Here is a 16076-nt window from a genome sequence, read left to right as displayed (position 1 = left end):
ACCACTCTTGCCAAGTTGGCGAGCATTGTTCCGACTCCTATGGGGCCAAATGATTCCCCAACAGGTCCAGGACAAGTCTCTACCTAAGTCAAAACGGACCAACGAACGCTGATCCCCGTAGCGCGCGATTATCTAGCAGGCCGCGTTACAACGCATCAGGCGCAACAAAGTATTTCTCGCGAAAAACCCCTGTTTTCAGTGAAAAAGCGCTTAAAAACTTGTTTCAAGCGCTTTCAGGTCTGTAACAGGAAGGTAACCGGGCCATCATTGACCAGGTGCACCTGCATATCCGCGCCGAATCTACCTGATGCCACAGTGCCATGCACCTGTTTCGCTTTCCCTAATAGATAGTCGAAAAGCTCCTCGCCCAGCGCCGGAGGTGCGGCCGTTGAAAAACCCGGGCGCAACCCGCTTCTGGTGTCGGCAGCCAGGGTGAACTGCGAGACCAGCAGCAACCCGCCACCGACGTCCACCAGGGACAGATTCATCTTGCCCTCGGCGTCACTGAACACTCGATAGTTAAGCAGCTTATGCAGAAGTTTGTCGGCGCTGGCCCGAGTATCCTCGGGCTCGACCGCGACCAGTACCAGCAACCCCTGATCGACGGCACCCACCACCTCCCCCGCTACCTCGACTCGCGCGCCACGCACGCGCTGCAGCAGGCCCTTCATGCTTCTTCTGGGGACAGGTCGAGCAAGCGCCGGGCCATCTGATCAGCGGCGCGCACCAAGGCATCGGTAATGCCCGGTTCGGAGGCGGCATGCCCGGCGTCACGGATCACCTGCAATTCACTGTTCGGCCAGTTCTGATGCAATTCCCAGGCGTTATCCAGCGGGCAGATCACGTCGTAACGACCGTGCACGATCACGCCTGGCAAATGGGCGATCTTGCCCATGTCGCGAATCAGCTGGTTCGGCTCGAGGAACGCATTGTTGGTGAAGTAATGGCATTCGATACGGGCAATCGACAACGCACGCTGCGGCTCGGAGAAACGGTCGACCACCAGCGGGTTTGGACGCAAGGTCGCCGTACGGCCCTCCCAGGTAGACCAGGCCTTGGCTGCGTGCATCTGCGCAATCTGGTCGTTGCCGGTCAGGCGCTTGTGGAAAGCGCTGAGCAAGTCTTCGCGCTCGTCCAGCGGGATCGGCGCGATGTAGTCCTGCCAGTAATCGGGGAACAGACGGCTGGCACCTGCCTGATAGAACCATTCGATTTCCTGCGGACGGCAGAGAAAAATCCCGCGCAGAATCAGACCGTGTACCCGCTCCGGGTGGGTTTGCGCGTAGGCCAGCGCCAGGGTCGAGCCCCATGACCCGCCAAACAGCACCCATTTGTCGATGCCCAGGTGCTGACGAATCCGCTCAAGGTCGGCGACCAGATCCCAGGTGGTATTGTTTTCCAGGCTGGCGTGGGGGGTGGAGCGGCCGCAACCGCGCTGATCGAAGGTGACGATGCGGTACAGGTTCGGATCAAAAAAGCAGCGACTCTGTGCATCACACCCGGCACCGGGGCCACCGTGGATGAATACCACCGGCAAACCTTCCGGCGAACCGCTTTCGTCGACATACAAGGTGTGGGTTTCATCGACAGCCAGATCGTGCCGGGCGTGGGGTTTGATCTGCGGGTACAAAGTCTGCATTGCGCGCTCCGTAAGGGGTCGAGGTCATCCCTGGGGGGACTTCTATTATTCTGCCGTCCGGCATCATAAACCCGAATTACGTCAATGAGCATGCCCTTGCTGAGCCAGAGTTTTACCGCCCGTTTTTTCAGCCAGATAGCCGAGCAGCGTTTCATAGAGCGCATCGACCTCGGCGACCTGGCCCCGCCCTCGCAAACAGCCGTGAACCAGTCCCTCGCCGTAATAAAGTGTTGCGGCCACGCCCGCGGCGTCCAGTCGCTCGGCGTAGCGCACGCCGTCGTCGCGCAGCGGATCGAATTGCGCCACAGCGATCAGCGCCGGCGGCAAGCCGCCGAGATCCTCGGCGAGCAACGGCATCGCATAGCCGCCCGGTTGTCGACTGCCGCGCAAGTACAAGGCGTGATAACAATCCACGTCGCTGCTGCTGAGCAACGGCGCGTCAACGCATTCGCTGCGCGACGCCAGCCGCTGGTCGCCGCCGAGCCCCGGATAGATCAGGACCTGTGCCGCTGGCAATGGCTCACCCGCATCGCGCAATGCCAGGCAAAGCGCGGCGGCGAGATTTCCCCCGGCACTGTCGCCTGCCACCAGCGTACGCGCGGGATCAAGCTGGAATGGCCCGGTTCGCAACGCCCGCCACACCCCCAGACAATCGTTGAAGCCCGCCGGAAACGGATGCTCCGGCGCCAGACGGTAATCGACGGCGATCACTAACACGTCGAGCGTCGACGCCAGTTCAGCGCAGATGAAATCGTGGGAATCCAGATCCCCCACCACCCAACCGCCGCCGTGCAGATACACAATGCACGGACAACCGCCGGTCAACGGCGAAACCGGCGGCTGATACGAGCGCACCGGCACACCGGCCAATTCAAAGTCCACGACATACAGCCCGGCGGGACGGGGCGGGGTAAATGCCCGACACATGTCGCTGTAGGCCTGGCGCATGCCGGCGAGGCTGCTCTCGGTGCTGTTGAAGCTGACGGTTTTCTCGACGAAGGCCGACATTTGTGCAGATAGCGGGTAAGTAGCCATGAGCCTGGTGCCAGTCAGTTCAGCATTGGAAGTGGAACTCGGTTCTGTGGCGAGGGAGCTGGCTCCCGCTGGTTTGCGAAGCAGCCCCCAAACCACTCAACCGAGTTTTATCAGGTGCACCCGAGCAGCCGGGTTTACGACGGCTTCGCCGCCGAGCGGGAGCAAGCGCCCTCGCCACAGAAATTGCGCGCCAAAAGAAGGCGGGTCAGTTTTTCAGGCTGGCCTGTACGGTGGCTACACCGTCCTTGCCGTCAAAACTGCTGACACCCGCCAGCCAGCGCTGAAGGTCTTCCGGGTGATCACGCAGCCATTGCCTGGCAACGTCCTGCGGCGTCTTGCGCTCCATGATCGGCACCATCAGCTGACTTTCCTGAGCGGCGGTAAACGTCAGGTTCTCCAGCAGACGGTTCACGTTCGGGCAACGTTCGGCGTAGTCCGGTGACGTCACCGTGGAGACCGTGGCCGCCCCTTCGTTCGGCCCGTAGACATCTTCGCTGCCGGTCAGGTAGGCAATTTTCATGTTGATGTTCATCGGGTGCGGGGTCCAACCGACAAACACCACGAATTCCTTGCGGTTCACCGCCCGCTGAACGGCGGCCAGCATGCCGGCCTCACCGGACTCGATCAGTTTGAAATCCTTCAAACCGAAGTGATTGGTCTCGATCATGGTCTTGATGGTGGTATTGGCACCGCTGCCCGGCTCGATGCCGTAGATCTTGCCGCCAAGCTTGTCTTTGAACCTGGCAATGTCGGCGAAGGTTTTCAGCCCGGCGTCGGCGACGTACTGCGGCACAGCAAGCGTTGCCTGAGCGTCGGCCAGACTCGGCTTGGCCATGACTTTCACCTGATTGGCCGCCACGAACGGCGCGATATTGTTGTCCATCGCCGGTTTCCAGTAACCGAGGAAGATGTCGAGGCGCTTGTCGCGGATGCCGGCGAAGATGATTTGCTGCACGGCGCTGGTCTGCTTGCTTTCATAGCCAAGACCATTGAGCAGCACATCAGCCATGCCGCTGGTGGCAATTACGTCGGTCCAGTTGACCACTCCCATGCGCACGGCTTTGCAGGAAGCATCGTCACTGGCCAGAACACTGGTGCTCAGAAGAGCGGTACCGCAAAGGATTGAGAGACAGCGGGTGAACAAACCTTTGGTGCTTGTCATAGAGGGCTTTCTCGTGCGGCAGCGGATTGTTGTGGGCTCGGTGTCTTTGTGCACCGTGCCCGGAACATTACGCAGCAGACGAGAGGTAAAAGCGAACTGTGGCGACTGTGTTTTGCACGGTGGCGACTGTCCCGATCCAGTATCGAGACGGACAACAACCTGTGGCGAGGGAGCTTGCTCCCGCTCGGCGGCGAAGCCGTCGTGGTCCTGGGCTGCTTCGCAACCCGGCGGGAGCAAGCTCCCTCGCCACAAAAAGCCCCCTCGCAACAGAGTTATGCGGTGTAGTGCTTTTCGCCCCAGGCCAACAATCCTTGCAGCAATTCCTTGAGCACCACTTGCGTCGGCTCAGCCAAATCCGGGCGATAGCGGAACGGCTCGAATTCTTCCATGTAGGTGCACTGGCACAACTCCAGTTGCACCGCATGAATGTTTTCCGCCGGATTGCCGTAGTGCCGGGTGATGTGGCCGCCCTTGAAACGACCGTTCAGCACATGGCTGTAGTCGCCATGCCGTGCGCAGATCGCTTCCAGCTGGGTGGCCAACTGAGGATCACAACTGGCGCCGTTGAAGGTGCCGAGGTTGAAGTCCGGCAGCTTGCCGTCAAACAGGTGCGGAATGATCGAACGGATCGAGTGCGCATCGAACAGCAACGCATAGCCGAATTCGGCTTTCAAACGAGCCAGTTCGTTCTGCAGCGTGCTGTGGTACGGCGTCCAGACCTGTTCCAGATAGGTCGCGCGTTCCGCTGCCGACGGTTCCAAACCCTCACGGAACAACGGAATGCCGTCGAACAGCGTCGACGGGTACAGGCCGGTGGTCGCGCCTGCGTACAGAGGCTTGTCGTCGGACGGGCGGTTCAGGTCGATGACAAACCGCGAGTACTCGGCGGCCAGCGTGCTGGCGCCCAGTTCGGCAGCGAACTCGTAAAGCCTGGGGATGTGCCAGTCGGTGTCCGGCAGGCTTTTCGCGTCGGCGATCAACCCGGCTTCGACCGCCGGGGTCAGGCGCAGGCCGGCGTGGGGAATGCTGATCAGCAGCGGCACACGGCCTTGTTTGAAGTTCAGAACCTTATCCACAACTATTCTCCTAAACGCTCGTTTCAACGCCGTGACGCACGACGCGTTTCTCCAGATCACCGCCCAGCCAGTACGACAGGTCGGCGGGACGATCGATTTGCCAGGCGACGAAGTCCGCGAACTTCCCAACTTCCAGCGAGCCGTGTGTCTCGGCCATGCCCAACGCGGTGGCGGCATGAATCGTTGCACCCGCCAGGGCTTCTTCCGGGGTCATGCGGAAACAGGTGCACGCCATGTTCAGCATCAAGCGCAGCGACAGCGCTGGCGAGGTGCCGGGATTGAGGTCGCTGGCGATGGCGATTTTCACGCCGTGTTTGCGCAGGGCATCCATCGGCGGCAATTGGGTTTCACGCAGGAAATAGAACGCCCCCGGCAGCAACACCGCGACGGTGCCGGACGCGGCCATGGCGATGGCGTCTTCTTCGGTCATGAACTCCAGGTGGTCGGCCGACAATGCGTGATAACGCGCCGCCAGACTCGAACCGTGCAGCGATGACAGTTGCTCGGCGTGCAGCTTCACCGGCAAGCCAAGTGCTTGAGCGGTGATAAACACGCGTTCGACCTGCGCCGGCGAAAACGCCAGGTATTCGCAGAACGCGTCCACCGCATCCACCAGGCCTTCGGCGGCGAGCGCGGGGAGCATTTCCGCGCAGATGTGATCGATGTAATCGTCGGCGCGGCCCACATACTCCGGTGGCAGGGCGTGGGCCGCCAGGCAGGTGCTGCGCACGCTGATCGGCAGTTCGGCGCCGAGACGGCGGGCGACCCGCAGCATCTTGCGTTCGTTGGTCAAATCAAGGCCGTAGCCGGATTTGATTTCGATGCTGGTGACACCGTCACGCATCAGGCTTTTCAGGCGCTTGGCGGCGCTGGCGAAGAGTTCGTCTTCACTGGCCGTGCGAGTGGCGCGTACGGTGCTGGCGATGCCGCCACCGGCCGCCGCGATTTCCGCGTAGCTGACGCCTTGCAGGCGCTGTTCGAATTCACCGCTGCGGTTACCGCCGAACACCGTGTGGGTGTGGCAGTCGATCAGGCCCGGGGTGACCCAGGCCCCGTTCAAATCGTTGACGGCCGGGTATTCACCAGACGGCAGCTCAGCGCGAGGGCCGATCCACTCAATGCGCGCACCTGACGTCACGATGGCCGCATCCTCGATGATCGAGTAGACGCCTTGCGCCATGGTTGCGACGTGGCAGTGTTGCCAGAGGGTTTTCATCCCTTAGTCTCCACAGTATTCAAAATCGAATCGCCAGCAGGCTGGCTCCCACAAGGATGCGCAATGCAACTGTGGGAGCCAGCCTGCTGGCGATGAGTACATCACAGGCTCGGCAAAAGCTTCACCGACACCAGTTCATTCAGGCAACGCGTCGCCAGCAGTTCAGTCGCCGCATTGATGTCCGGCGCAAAGAAACGATCCTTCTCATAGAACGGCACTTCTTTACGCAGAATCGCCCGGGCCTTTTCGAGTTTTGGCGAAGTCTTCAAGCCTTCACGCAGGTCCAGGCCCTGGGCTGCCGCCAACCATTCCACCGCCAGAATCCCGCGAGTGTTCTCGGCCATTTCCCACAGGCGCTTGCCGGCAGCCGGTGCCATGGACACGTGGTCTTCCTGGTTCGCCGACGTCGGCAGGCTGTCCACGGAATGTGGATGGGCCAGCGCTTTGTTCTCGCTGGCGAGTGCCGCAGCGGTCACTTGGGCGATCATGAAACCGGAGTTCACGCCGCCATTGGCCACCAGGAACGGCGGCAGTTGCGACATGTGCTTGTCCATCATCAGCGAGATGCGGCGTTCGCTCAGCGAGCCGATTTCAGCGATGGCCAAAGCCATGTTGTCGGCAGCCATCGCAACGGGTTCGGCGTGGAAGTTACCGCCGGAGATCACGTCACCTTCAGCAGCGAACACCAGCGGGTTATCCGAGACGGCATTGGCTTCAACGGCCAACACTTCGGCAGCCTGACGGAACTGGGTCAGGCAGGCGCCCATGACTTGCGGCTGGCAGCGCAGGGAGTACGGGTCCTGAACCTTTTCGCAGTTCTGGTGCGAGTCGGAGACTTCACTGCGCTCGCCCAGCAGGTCGCGGTAAGCGGCAGCGGCGTCGATCTGGCCTTTCTGGCCACGCGCGGCGTGAATGCGTGCGTCGAACGGCGAGCGCGAACCCAGCACCGCTTCGACGGTCAGGCCGCCCAGGGCCAGGGCGCCCGCGAACAGATCTTCACCTTCAAACAGACCGCGCAACGCATAAGCGGTGGACACCTGAGTGCCGTTGAGCAGCGCCAGGCCTTCTTTCGCGGCCAGGGTCAGCGGGGTCAGACCGGCGACTTTCAGCGCTTCGGTCGCTTCCAGCCATTCGCCTTTGTAGCGTGCCTTGCCTTCACCCAGCAGCACCAGCGACATGTGGGCCAACGGCGCCAGGTCACCGGAGGCACCGACCGAACCTTTCAATGGAATGTGCGGGTAAACCTCGGCGTTGATCAGGGCGATCAGCGCGTCGATGACCACGCGGCGAATGCCGGAGAAACCACGACTCAGGCTGTTGACCTTGAGCACCATGACCAGCCGCACCAAGGCGTCGCTGATCGGCTGGCCCACACCGGCGGCATGGGACAGCACCAGTGAGCGCTGCAGGTTTTCCAGGTCTTCGCTGGCGATGCGGGTCGAGGCCAGCAGACCGAAACCGGTGTTGATGCCGTAAGCGGTGCGGTTCTCGGCGAGGATCTGTTCCACACAGGCAACGCTGGCTTCGATCTGAGCCGAGGCGCTGTTGTCGAGGGTGATCCGGACCGGCTGCTGATAGATATCACGCAGTTGGGCCAGGCTCAGTTGGCCGGGAATCAGGTTTAGCGCAGTCATTTTGAGCTCCTTATGAGAGTTTGTTATTAACTAACCAGACGCTCCGGAGATGTCCGTTGTCCGTCGCTTCCCGCCTTGTGGGGGGGCTGCGCCTTGGCACGCTGGTTTGATGTAGAAATCAGTTCAGATTCGGTAAAGCCTTGCGCAGCAAATTCGAATCTTTCAAAACCCCGGCCGCCGCCGCGATATCCGGTGCCAGCCATCGGTCCTGGTCGTAGGCCGGAACGCGCTCGCGCAGCAGACGCCAGGCCGTATCAGTGCCCGTGCCGAAGCGTTGTTCTTTCAGGAACTCAAAGGCCTGAGCCGCCAGCAGGTACTCGATGGCGAGGATCTGCGTGCAGTTTTCCAGCGCGCGATGCAGCTTCAGCGCGGCGTTGGTGCCCATGCTCAGGTGATCTTCTTGCAGACCGGACGTCACGTAGTTGTCGAGGACCGCCGGTTGCGCCAGTTGACGGTTTTCCGCACACAGCGAAGCAGCCACGTATTGCACGATCATCATTCCGGAGTTCACACCCGGATTGGCCACAAGGAACGCCGGCAGGCCGCTGACGTGCGGGTTGATCAAGCGGTCGAGACGTCGCTCGGCGATGGAACCTATTTCCGCCATGGCGATGGCCAGCAGATCAGCGGCCATGGCCACGGACTGGCCGTGCGGGTTGGCCTGGGACATGATGCGGAAATTGTCCGGCGTGCCCAGCAGCAATGGGTTGTCGGTGCAGCCATTGAGTTCGGTTTCGATCTGTTGGATCGCGTGCGCCAGTTGATCCCGTGCAGCACCGTGGACCTGCGGGATCGAACGGATGCTCAGCGCATCCTGGGTGCGGATACCTTTGCTCGACGCAATCACTTCACTGCCATCAAGCAGCGCCCGCAGATTGATGCCGACCTGCTGCATGCCCGGATGCGGCTTGAGGGCGATGATTTCGGCATCGAACGCTGCGATCTGGCCGCGCAGGGCTTCGAAGCTCATGGCGCCGATCACGTCGGCCCATTGCAGCAGGCGCGTGGCATCGGCAATCGCAAGGGCGCTGAGGCCGCTCATGCACGGCGTGCCGTTGACCAGGCACAAGCCGTCTTTGGCGCCGAGTTGAACCGGTTGCAGACCTTCTTCGGCCAAGGCCTGTTGCGCAGAAACGATCTGCCCGCGATAGCTGACATTGCCGACGCCCAGCAGTGCAATGCCGATGTGCGCCATGTGGGTCAGGTAACCCACCGAGCCCTGGGACGGCACTTGCGGGGTGATGCCGCGATTGAGCAGTGCCAGCAGCGCTTCGACCACCCGGCGATGAATGCCGGACTTGCCGTGACTGTAGTTGCGGATCGCGGCGCACATGATCGCCCGGGTCTGGTCGTCGGCCAGTGGTGCGCCGACGCCACAAGCGTGACTGAGCAAGGTGTTGCGCGACAGCTGGCTGAGTTGTTCGTCTTTCAGAGAGACGTTGCACAACGCGCCCAAGCCCGTGTTGACGCCGTAAGCGCGTTCGCCGCTGGCGACGATGCGCTGGACGATCGCCTGAGCGTTCTCGATCCGCGCCCAGGCTTGGGTCGACAGCTCGAGCTGAGCGCCGTGGCGGGCGACGGCGACTACATCCTGCCAACGCAGAGGGGCATCGGCGATAACGATTTTTTCAGCCTGGGACATCTGGAGCCTCATACAAAATTCATGGACATGTGACACCTGTGGCGAGGGAGCTTGCTCCCGCTGGGCTGCGTAGCGGCCCCAAAATTTCGCGACCGCTGCGCGCTCGAGCGGGAGCAAGCTCCCTCGCCACAAAAGCGGTCCCGCCACAAACCTCTTAAACCACCGCCGCACGCCGCTGTACGAACCGGTCTACATACTCATCCGCCGGCGAATGCAGGATCTCTCGCGGCGTGCCGACCTGAATCAGGCGGCCATCCTTGAGGATTGCGATGCGGTTGCCGATGCGTACGGCTTCGTCGAGGTCGTGGGTGATGAAGACGATGGTCTTGTGCAGGGTCTTTTGCAGTTCCAGCAACTGGTCCTGCATTTCCGCGCGGATCAGCGGATCGAGCGCACTGAACGCTTCGTCCATCAGGATGATGTCGGTGTCCGCCGCCAGTGCGCGGGCCAGGCCCACACGCTGACGCATGCCGCCCGAGAGCTGGTGCGGGTATTTGTTTTCGTAGCCCTTCAGGCCCACGGTGTTGATCCAGTGCAGCGCGCGCTCGGAGCACATTTGCTTGCTCTCGCCACGCACTTTCAGGCCGTAGGCGACGTTGTCCAGCACGGTCTTGTGCGGCAGCAGGCCGAAGCTCTGGAACACCATGCTGATCTTGCGCCGGCGAAATTCGCGCAGGGCGTCCATGTCGTATTGCAGGATGTCCACGCCATCCACCAGGATCGCGCCGCTGGTCGGGTCGATCAGGCGGTTGAAGTGGCGCACCAGGGTCGATTTGCCGGAGCCGGACAGGCCCATGATCACGAAGATCTCGCCGCTACCGATGCTCAACGACAGGTCGTTCACGCCGACCACGCAGCCGGTTTCGGCCAGCACCTGATCCTTGGTCTTGCCCTGGCCGATCATGCCCAGCGCATCCTTGGAACGGTTGCCGAAAATCTTGAAGACGTTTTTGACTTCGATTTTGCTGATGGCTTCGTTGTTCATTTGCTCACCTCATGCCGTGGCCGACCATACGCCTGAGTAATGCGGTCGATGACCACTGCCAGAATCACGATCGCCAGACCGGCTTCAAGGCCACGTCCGACGTTGAGGGTCTGAATCCCCACCAACACATCTTCGCCAAGGCCACGGGCGCCGATCATCGAGGCAATCACCACCATCGACAGGGCCATCATGGTGGTCTGGTTGATCCCGGCCATGATGCTCGGCAGGGCCAGCGGCAGTTGCACGCCGAACAGTTGCTGCCAGCGGTTGGCACCAAAGGCGTTGATCGCTTCCATCACTTCGCCGTCGACCTGGCGGATGCCCAGATCGGTCAGGCGGATCAGCGGTGGCGCAGCGTAGATCACGGTGGCGAAAATCGCCGGGACCTTGCCCAGACCGAACAGCATCAACACCGGGATCAGGTACACGAAACTCGGCATGGTCTGCATGATGTCCAGCAGCGGCATCAGCACCGAACGCAGGCGATTGCTGCGCGCCGAAAGAATGCCCAGCGGAATGCCGATCAGCACCGAAATGACCGTCGCCACCATCATCAGCGCGAGGGTCTGCATCAGCTTGTCCCAGAGCCCGACCGCGCCCACCAGGAACAACAGACCGACAATGACGGCGGTGGTCACGACCTTGCGGGTCGCGTGCCAGGCAATGCCCGCCACGATCGCCAGCATCAGCCACCAGGGCGCCGCGCGCAGCAGCCCTTCAAGATTGACGATGGCCCACAACAGGGTGTCGGAGATGTGCCGGAACACGTCGCCGTAGTTGGTGACCAGCGAATCGACCCAACCGTTGACCCAGTCGGCGATGGAAAAGGTAAAGCTTTCGGGAAACATAAGAGACTCTCAATCAAGGGGTTGCGATTCAGCGTCCGACTGCCGTTGCCGACAGTCGGAGAGGCTCAACCTACAAGGCCGCGTCGATCTTTTTGGCTGCGTCTTCGCTCACCCATGCGTGCCAGACTTCAGGATGTTCCTTGAGGAAAATTTTCGCCAGTTTTGGTGACTCGATCCGCTCTTTGGCCATGCGCCCGAGGTTCTGGTTCAGCAGGTCGATCGGCAGGTTGACCTTTTCCAGCACGGCCACCAGTTCCGGGGCTTGCTCGTGGAAGGTCTTGGAGAGGCCGACCTTGATCGTCACTTGCTTGTTCACCCCTGGTTTCTCTTCGAGTTTGACCAGGTCAACCTGGCCCATCAGCGGTGTTGGCGACCAGTAGTAGAACAGGATCGGCTCGCCACGCTTGTAGCTCGACAGCACGGCGGCATCCAGCGCCGGACCGGTGCCTGGGCGGAAGTTGGTGTAGCTGCTTTCCAGACCGTAGCTTTTCAGCATTTCGCTGTTATCCAGCTCACAGGTCCAGCCGGCCGGGCAGTTGTAGAAACGGCCCTTGGAAGGCTCTTCGGCGTCTTTGAACACCGAGGAATACTTGGCCAGGTCAGCAATGTTTTTCAGGTCCGGCGCCTTGGCTTCCAGCTTGCGCTTGGCATCGCCTTCGATCACGTAGCGCGGCACGTACCAGCCTTCGACTGCGCCTACGACTGGCGCACCGACACCGACGACCTTGCCGGCCTTCTCGGCCTTGTTCCAGACTTCGCTGCGGCCGACCCATTCTTCGGCAAACACTTGAATGTCGTTGCTGCTCAGGGCGTTTTCCATGGTGATGGAGTTGCCCGGCAGGCTATCCGTCTTGCAGTCGTAACCTTTCTCCAACACGACTTGCAGCACGTCGGTCAGCAACATGGCGCTTTCCCAGTTCAGGCCGGCGAATTTCACCGGTTTACCCGATTCGCACCAACCGGCAGCCTGAGTGGCGCCGGCGCTGGCCAACAGGCCCATGGAAAGCAATGTGGTCAGCAGGGTCTTGTTCGATTTCATTGTTTGACGCTCCTAATCATGAATTGGCTTACGGCAGTCAAGAGGCATCCAGCCCTGTCCACGTCCAATCAGGCCTGCGCCGCAGCGCGACCGGCCCCGCTTGTTTTAGGTTGTACAACGCTGTCCTGCTCGACCGGCAGAATCAGTTGATCAGGCACGGTGCCGTGCCATTTTTTCGCACACACGTAATACAGGGCTGCAGGAATCACCAGACCGATGATCCAGGAAATATCCACATCACCCAGCGCTGCCACCAGCGGACCGGTGTAGAACTTGCTGGAAATGAACGGCAGCTGCACCAGCACACCGAACACATAGATGCTGATACCGAGCATGTTCCAGCGACCGTAGCGACCGTTTGGATCGGACAGCGCCGGCACGTCATAGCGCTCACGGGTGATGCAGTAGTAGTCCACCAGGTTGATCGCGCTCCATGGCGTAAAGAACGCCAGCAGGAACAGGATGAAGGACTTGAACGCACCGAGGAACGAGTGCTGGCCGAGCAACGCCATCAGGGTCGCAGCACCGACGATCACCAGCACGAAGAGCAGACGCTGCAAGCGCGTGACTTTCAGGTCACCACGGAAGCCGCTGATGATGGTCGCAATGCACATGAAGCTGCCGTAGGAGTTCAGCGTGGAGATGGTGACCTTGCCGAACGCGATGCTGAAGTACAGCAGCGCAGCCGTGGTACCGGCACCGCCCAGACCGACGATGTAGGCCACTTCGTGGCCGACGAATTGCCCATTGGCCGAGGCGGCGGCAAACACGCCGAGGATCATCGCCACCTGTGCGCCAATGACCGAACCTGCACCCGCGGCGAAAAAGGTTTTCACCGAGGAAGTCTTGCTCGGCAAGTAGCGAGAATAGTCAGCCACGTAAGGGCCGAAGGCGATCTGCCAGGACGCCGCGAGCGATACCGCCAGCAGGAAGCTGCTCCAGCTGAAGTGGCGGATTTGCAGGAGTGCGCCAACGTCAGTCTGGCTTATCAGACGACTGAACAGGTAAACAAAGGCAATCACCCCAATGACACTGGCAACCCGGCCAATCCAATGGATCACCCGATAGCCGAGTACCGTGACCAGCACGATGACACTGGCGAAGATGAGGATACCGACGGTGTCACTGACGCCAAACAACTGGCCCAGCGCCTGGCCGGAAAGTACCGTTCCGGTTGCGGTGAAACCGAGGTACATCAAACAGACCAGCACGATCGGGATGGCCGCGCCATAAACACCAAACTGCACACGGCTGGAGATCATCTGCGGCAGGCCAAGCTTTGGCCCTTGCGCGGCATGCAGCGCCATCACCCCACCGCCGAGCAGTTGCCCGATCAGCAAACCGATCAACGACCAGAACACATCACCGCCCAGCACCACGGCCAGGGCCCCGGTGACAATCGCGGTGATTTGCAGGTTGGCACCCATCCACAGGGTGAACTGGCTCAACAGACGACCGTGTCTCTCCGCTTCCGGGATGTAGTCGATCGAGCGTTTCTCGATCAACGGTTTACTGCCTGCACGATCGTTGTTAACTGCCATGGTTCAACCTCTGTGGATTGTTATTGTGGGTTGGCGGGCTCCCTGTAGGAGCGAGCATTACTTGCCGGTAATCATTGGCAGATTCAGGCCCTGTTCCTTGGCGCAGTCGATCGCGATCTGGTAACCCGCATCGGCGTGACGCATAACGCCAGTTGCCGGGTCGTTGTGCAAAACGCGAGCGATACGCTCGGCCGCTTCGTCAGTACCGTCGCAGACAATCACCATGCCCGAGTGCTGGGAGAAGCCCATGCCGACGCCGCCGCCGTGGTGCAGGGAAACCCAGGTCGCGCCGCTCGCGGTGTTGAGCAGAGCGTTGAGCAGTGGCCAGTCGGACACGGCGTCGGAGCCGTCCTGCATGGATTCGGTTTCGCGGTTCGGGCTGGCGACCGAACCGGAGTCCAGGTGGTCGCGACCGATCACGATTGGCGCGGACAATTCACCGCTGCGAACCATTTCGTTGAACGCCAGGCCAAGCTTGGCGCGCAGGCCCAGGCCAACCCAGCAGATACGAGCCGGCAGCCCCTGGAAGCTGATGCGCTCGCGCGCCATGTCCAGCCAGTTGTGCAGGTGGGCGTCGTCCGGGATCAGTTCTTTGACCTTGGCGTCGGTCTTGTAGATGTCTTCAGCGTTACCCGACAGTGCAGCCCAACGGAACGGACCGATGCCACGGCAGAACAGTGGGCGGATGTAGGCCGGTACGAAGCCAGGGAAGTCGAATGCGTTTTCCACGCCTTCTTCCTGGGCCATCTGACGGATGTTGTTGCCGTAGTCGAAGGTCGGAATGCCCATCTTCTGGAATTCGAGCATCGCTTTAACGTGCACGGCCATCGATTGCTTGGCGGCTTTCACCACGGCTGCAGGCTCGGTCTTGGCACGAGCGCGGTACTCTTCCCAGGTCCAGCCGGCCGGCAGGTAACCGTTGAGCGGGTCGTGGGCGCTGGTCTGGTCGGTGACCATGTCCGGGCGCACGCCGCGCTTGACCAGTTCCGGCAGAATTTCCGCCGCGTTGCCCAGCAGAGCGATGGAAATCGCCTTGCCTTCCTTGGTGTATTTGTCGATGCGGGCCAGTGCGTCGTCGAGGTCGGTGGCTTGCTCGTCGACATAACGGCTGTTCAGACGGAAATCGATGCTGACCTGCTGGCATTCGATGTTCAGCGAGCAAGCACCGGCCAGGGTTGCAGCCAGAGGTTGAGCGCCGCCCATGCCGCCCAGGCCTGCGGTCAGGACCCAACGACCTTTCAGGTCATCGTTATAGTGCTGGCGACCGGCTTCGACGAACGTTTCGTAGGTCCCCTGGACGATGCCCTGGCTGCCAATGTAGATCCAGCTGCCGGCGGTCATCTGGCCGTACATGGCCAGGCCTTTGGCGTCGAGTTCGTTGAAGTGTTCCCAGCTCGCCCAGTGCGGTACGAGGTTGGAGTTGGCGATCAATACGCGCGGGGCGTTAGTGTGAGTCTTGAACACGCCGACCGGCTTGCCGGATTGCACCAGCAGGGTCTCGTCGTCATTCAGATTGGTCAGGCTTTCAACGATCTTGTCGTAGCATTCCCAGTTACGCGCCGCACGACCGATACCACCGTAAACCACCAGTTCTTTAGGGTTCTCGGCGACTTCCGGGTCGAGGTTGTTCATCAGCATGCGCAGCGGCGCTTCAGTCAGCCAGCTCTTGGCGGTCAGCTTGTTACCGCGGGCAGCGCGGATTTCAACGTCACGAAACTTAGTAGGTTTAATGTCAGTCACGAAAAAGACTCCTCAGCGATCAATCCAAACCAACCCTGGCGGTGGGTAAGCCAGCCTGTGCGCGTCACAGCGACACAAGCGAATCAGTGGACGCTGCGGAGAGTCTCGGTCGACTCATACGCATACGTCTTTACTTGTACATACAAGCATATGCAATCAAGCGGCCAACTTATTGGATGGGCATTCGAGAAAAATTCTGAAAAGGCTGGGAAGCCTGTAGATCAAGGGTTATGAGGAAGATGAAATTTTTCGGGGGGATTGTGCGGAGGGATGATGGCTCGTTACTTGAGCGTGGTTTTGCGCCACGCTGGGGCGTTCGGTAACAAAGTGGTGCGCGCTGAGAAACAGGAAAGGTGATTGCTTTTGTGGCGAGGGCGCTTGCTCCCGCTGGGCTGCGAAGCAGCCCTTAAACCATTCAACCGAGATTTGTCAGATAGATTTCGCTAGCGGGCTTTTTACGACGGCTTCGCCGCCGAGCGGGAGCAAGCGCCCTCGCCACAGAGATGTTGTAAACAGTTG

Annotated in this window: 13 protein-coding genes; all 13 read right to left on the bottom strand. The window is 60.8% G+C overall.

Annotated elements, in window-relative coordinates; genetic code table 11:
* Nucleotides 1–233: 233 nt before the first annotated feature.
* The 13 genes from dtd to hutU all read right to left on the bottom strand — a co-directional run bounded on the left by dtd (nt 234) and on the right by hutU (nt 15557).
* Nucleotides 234–671 (bottom strand): D-aminoacyl-tRNA deacylase, encoded by a 438-nt coding sequence (gene dtd / locus B723_RS07305; protein WP_017336094.1) that lies wholly within the window; start codon nt 669–671, stop codon nt 234–236.
* Nucleotides 668–1639, bottom strand: a complete 972-nt coding sequence (gene pip, locus B723_RS07300) for a prolyl aminopeptidase (RefSeq protein ID WP_017336093.1) — start codon at nt 1637–1639, stop codon at nt 668–670. The genes dtd and pip overlap by 4 nt, the downstream gene beginning before the upstream one ends.
* Before the next feature lie 81 nt (nt 1640–1720).
* Nucleotides 1721–2674: an alpha/beta hydrolase gene (locus B723_RS07295; RefSeq protein ID WP_050558245.1), complete on the bottom strand. Its 954-nt coding sequence runs from the start codon at nt 2672–2674 to the stop codon at nt 1721–1723.
* Between the two features lie 205 nt (nt 2675–2879).
* Nucleotides 2880–3836 (bottom strand): choline ABC transporter substrate-binding protein, encoded by a 957-nt coding sequence (locus B723_RS07290; protein WP_017336091.1) that lies wholly within the window; start codon nt 3834–3836, stop codon nt 2880–2882.
* Nucleotides 3837–4108: 272 nt separating this feature from the next.
* Entirely contained in the window at nt 4109–4912 is an 804-nt protein-coding gene (hutG, locus tag B723_RS07285) for an N-formylglutamate deformylase (RefSeq protein WP_017336090.1), read from the bottom strand.
* Nucleotides 4913–4922: 10 nt separating this feature from the next.
* Entirely contained in the window at nt 4923–6128 is a 1206-nt protein-coding gene (gene hutI, locus B723_RS07280; protein WP_017336089.1) for an imidazolonepropionase, read from the bottom strand.
* A 101-nt stretch (nt 6129–6229) separates the two neighbouring features.
* Complete coding sequence (gene hutH, locus B723_RS07275; RefSeq protein WP_017336088.1) at nt 6230–7762, bottom strand: histidine ammonia-lyase; 1533 nt, start codon at nt 7760–7762, stop codon at nt 6230–6232.
* A gap of 118 nt (nt 7763–7880) precedes the next feature.
* Nucleotides 7881–9404, bottom strand: coding sequence for a histidine ammonia-lyase (gene hutH, locus B723_RS07270; RefSeq protein ID WP_017336087.1), 1524 nt, complete (start codon nt 9402–9404; stop codon nt 7881–7883).
* A gap of 154 nt (nt 9405–9558) precedes the next feature.
* Nucleotides 9559–10389, bottom strand: a complete 831-nt coding sequence (locus B723_RS07265; RefSeq protein ID WP_017336086.1) for a quaternary amine ABC transporter ATP-binding protein — start codon at nt 10387–10389, stop codon at nt 9559–9561.
* The gene (locus B723_RS07260; RefSeq protein ID WP_017336085.1) at nt 10386–11237 is read right to left on the bottom strand and encodes an ABC transporter permease; all 852 of its coding nucleotides are present in this window, start codon (nt 11235–11237) and stop codon (nt 10386–10388) included. The genes B723_RS07265 and B723_RS07260 overlap by 4 nt, the downstream gene beginning before the upstream one ends.
* Before the next feature lie 70 nt (nt 11238–11307).
* Complete coding sequence (locus B723_RS07255; protein WP_017336084.1) at nt 11308–12276, bottom strand: ABC transporter substrate-binding protein; 969 nt, start codon at nt 12274–12276, stop codon at nt 11308–11310.
* A 68-nt stretch (nt 12277–12344) separates the two neighbouring features.
* Nucleotides 12345–13817 carry a purine-cytosine permease family protein gene (locus B723_RS07250; RefSeq protein ID WP_017336083.1) on the bottom strand — a complete coding sequence of 491 codons (1473 nt, stop codon included), beginning with the start codon at nt 13815–13817 and terminating at the stop codon, nt 12345–12347.
* Between the two features lie 57 nt (nt 13818–13874).
* Nucleotides 13875–15557: a urocanate hydratase gene (gene hutU / locus B723_RS07245; RefSeq protein WP_017336082.1), complete on the bottom strand. Its 1683-nt coding sequence runs from the start codon at nt 15555–15557 to the stop codon at nt 13875–13877.
* Nucleotides 15558–16076 lie beyond the last annotated feature (519 nt).

Source organism: Pseudomonas fluorescens NCIMB 11764 (assembly GCF_000293885.2).
Classification (GTDB): domain Bacteria; phylum Pseudomonadota; class Gammaproteobacteria; order Pseudomonadales; family Pseudomonadaceae; genus Aquipseudomonas; species Aquipseudomonas fluorescens_B.
Note: the sequence above shows the minus strand (reverse complement) of the source record. Positions and strands in the feature narration are given on the sequence as shown.

Coding starts and splice junctions, on each gene's coding strand:
- B723_RS07295 (WP_050558245.1), bottom strand. CDS start 2,674: ATGGCTACTTACCCGCTATCTGCACAAATGTCGGCCTTCGTCGAGAAA.
- B723_RS07260 (WP_017336085.1), bottom strand. CDS start 11,237: ATGTTTCCCGAAAGCTTTACCTTTTCCATCGCCGACTGGGTCAACGGT.
- B723_RS07255 (WP_017336084.1), bottom strand. CDS start 12,276: ATGAAATCGAACAAGACCCTGCTGACCACATTGCTTTCCATGGGCCTG.
- pip (WP_017336093.1), bottom strand. CDS start 1,639: ATGCAGACTTTGTACCCGCAGATCAAACCCCACGCCCGGCACGATCTG.
- B723_RS07265 (WP_017336086.1), bottom strand. CDS start 10,389: ATGAACAACGAAGCCATCAGCAAAATCGAAGTCAAAAACGTCTTCAAG.
- dtd (WP_017336094.1), bottom strand. CDS start 671: ATGAAGGGCCTGCTGCAGCGCGTGCGTGGCGCGCGAGTCGAGGTAGCG.
- B723_RS07290 (WP_017336091.1), bottom strand. CDS start 3,836: ATGACAAGCACCAAAGGTTTGTTCACCCGCTGTCTCTCAATCCTTTGC.
- hutH (WP_017336087.1), bottom strand. CDS start 9,404: ATGTCCCAGGCTGAAAAAATCGTTATCGCCGATGCCCCTCTGCGTTGG.
- B723_RS07250 (WP_017336083.1), bottom strand. CDS start 13,817: ATGGCAGTTAACAACGATCGTGCAGGCAGTAAACCGTTGATCGAGAAA.
- hutI (WP_017336089.1), bottom strand. CDS start 6,128: ATGAAAACCCTCTGGCAACACTGCCACGTCGCAACCATGGCGCAAGGC.
- hutH (WP_017336088.1), bottom strand. CDS start 7,762: ATGACTGCGCTAAACCTGATTCCCGGCCAACTGAGCCTGGCCCAACTG.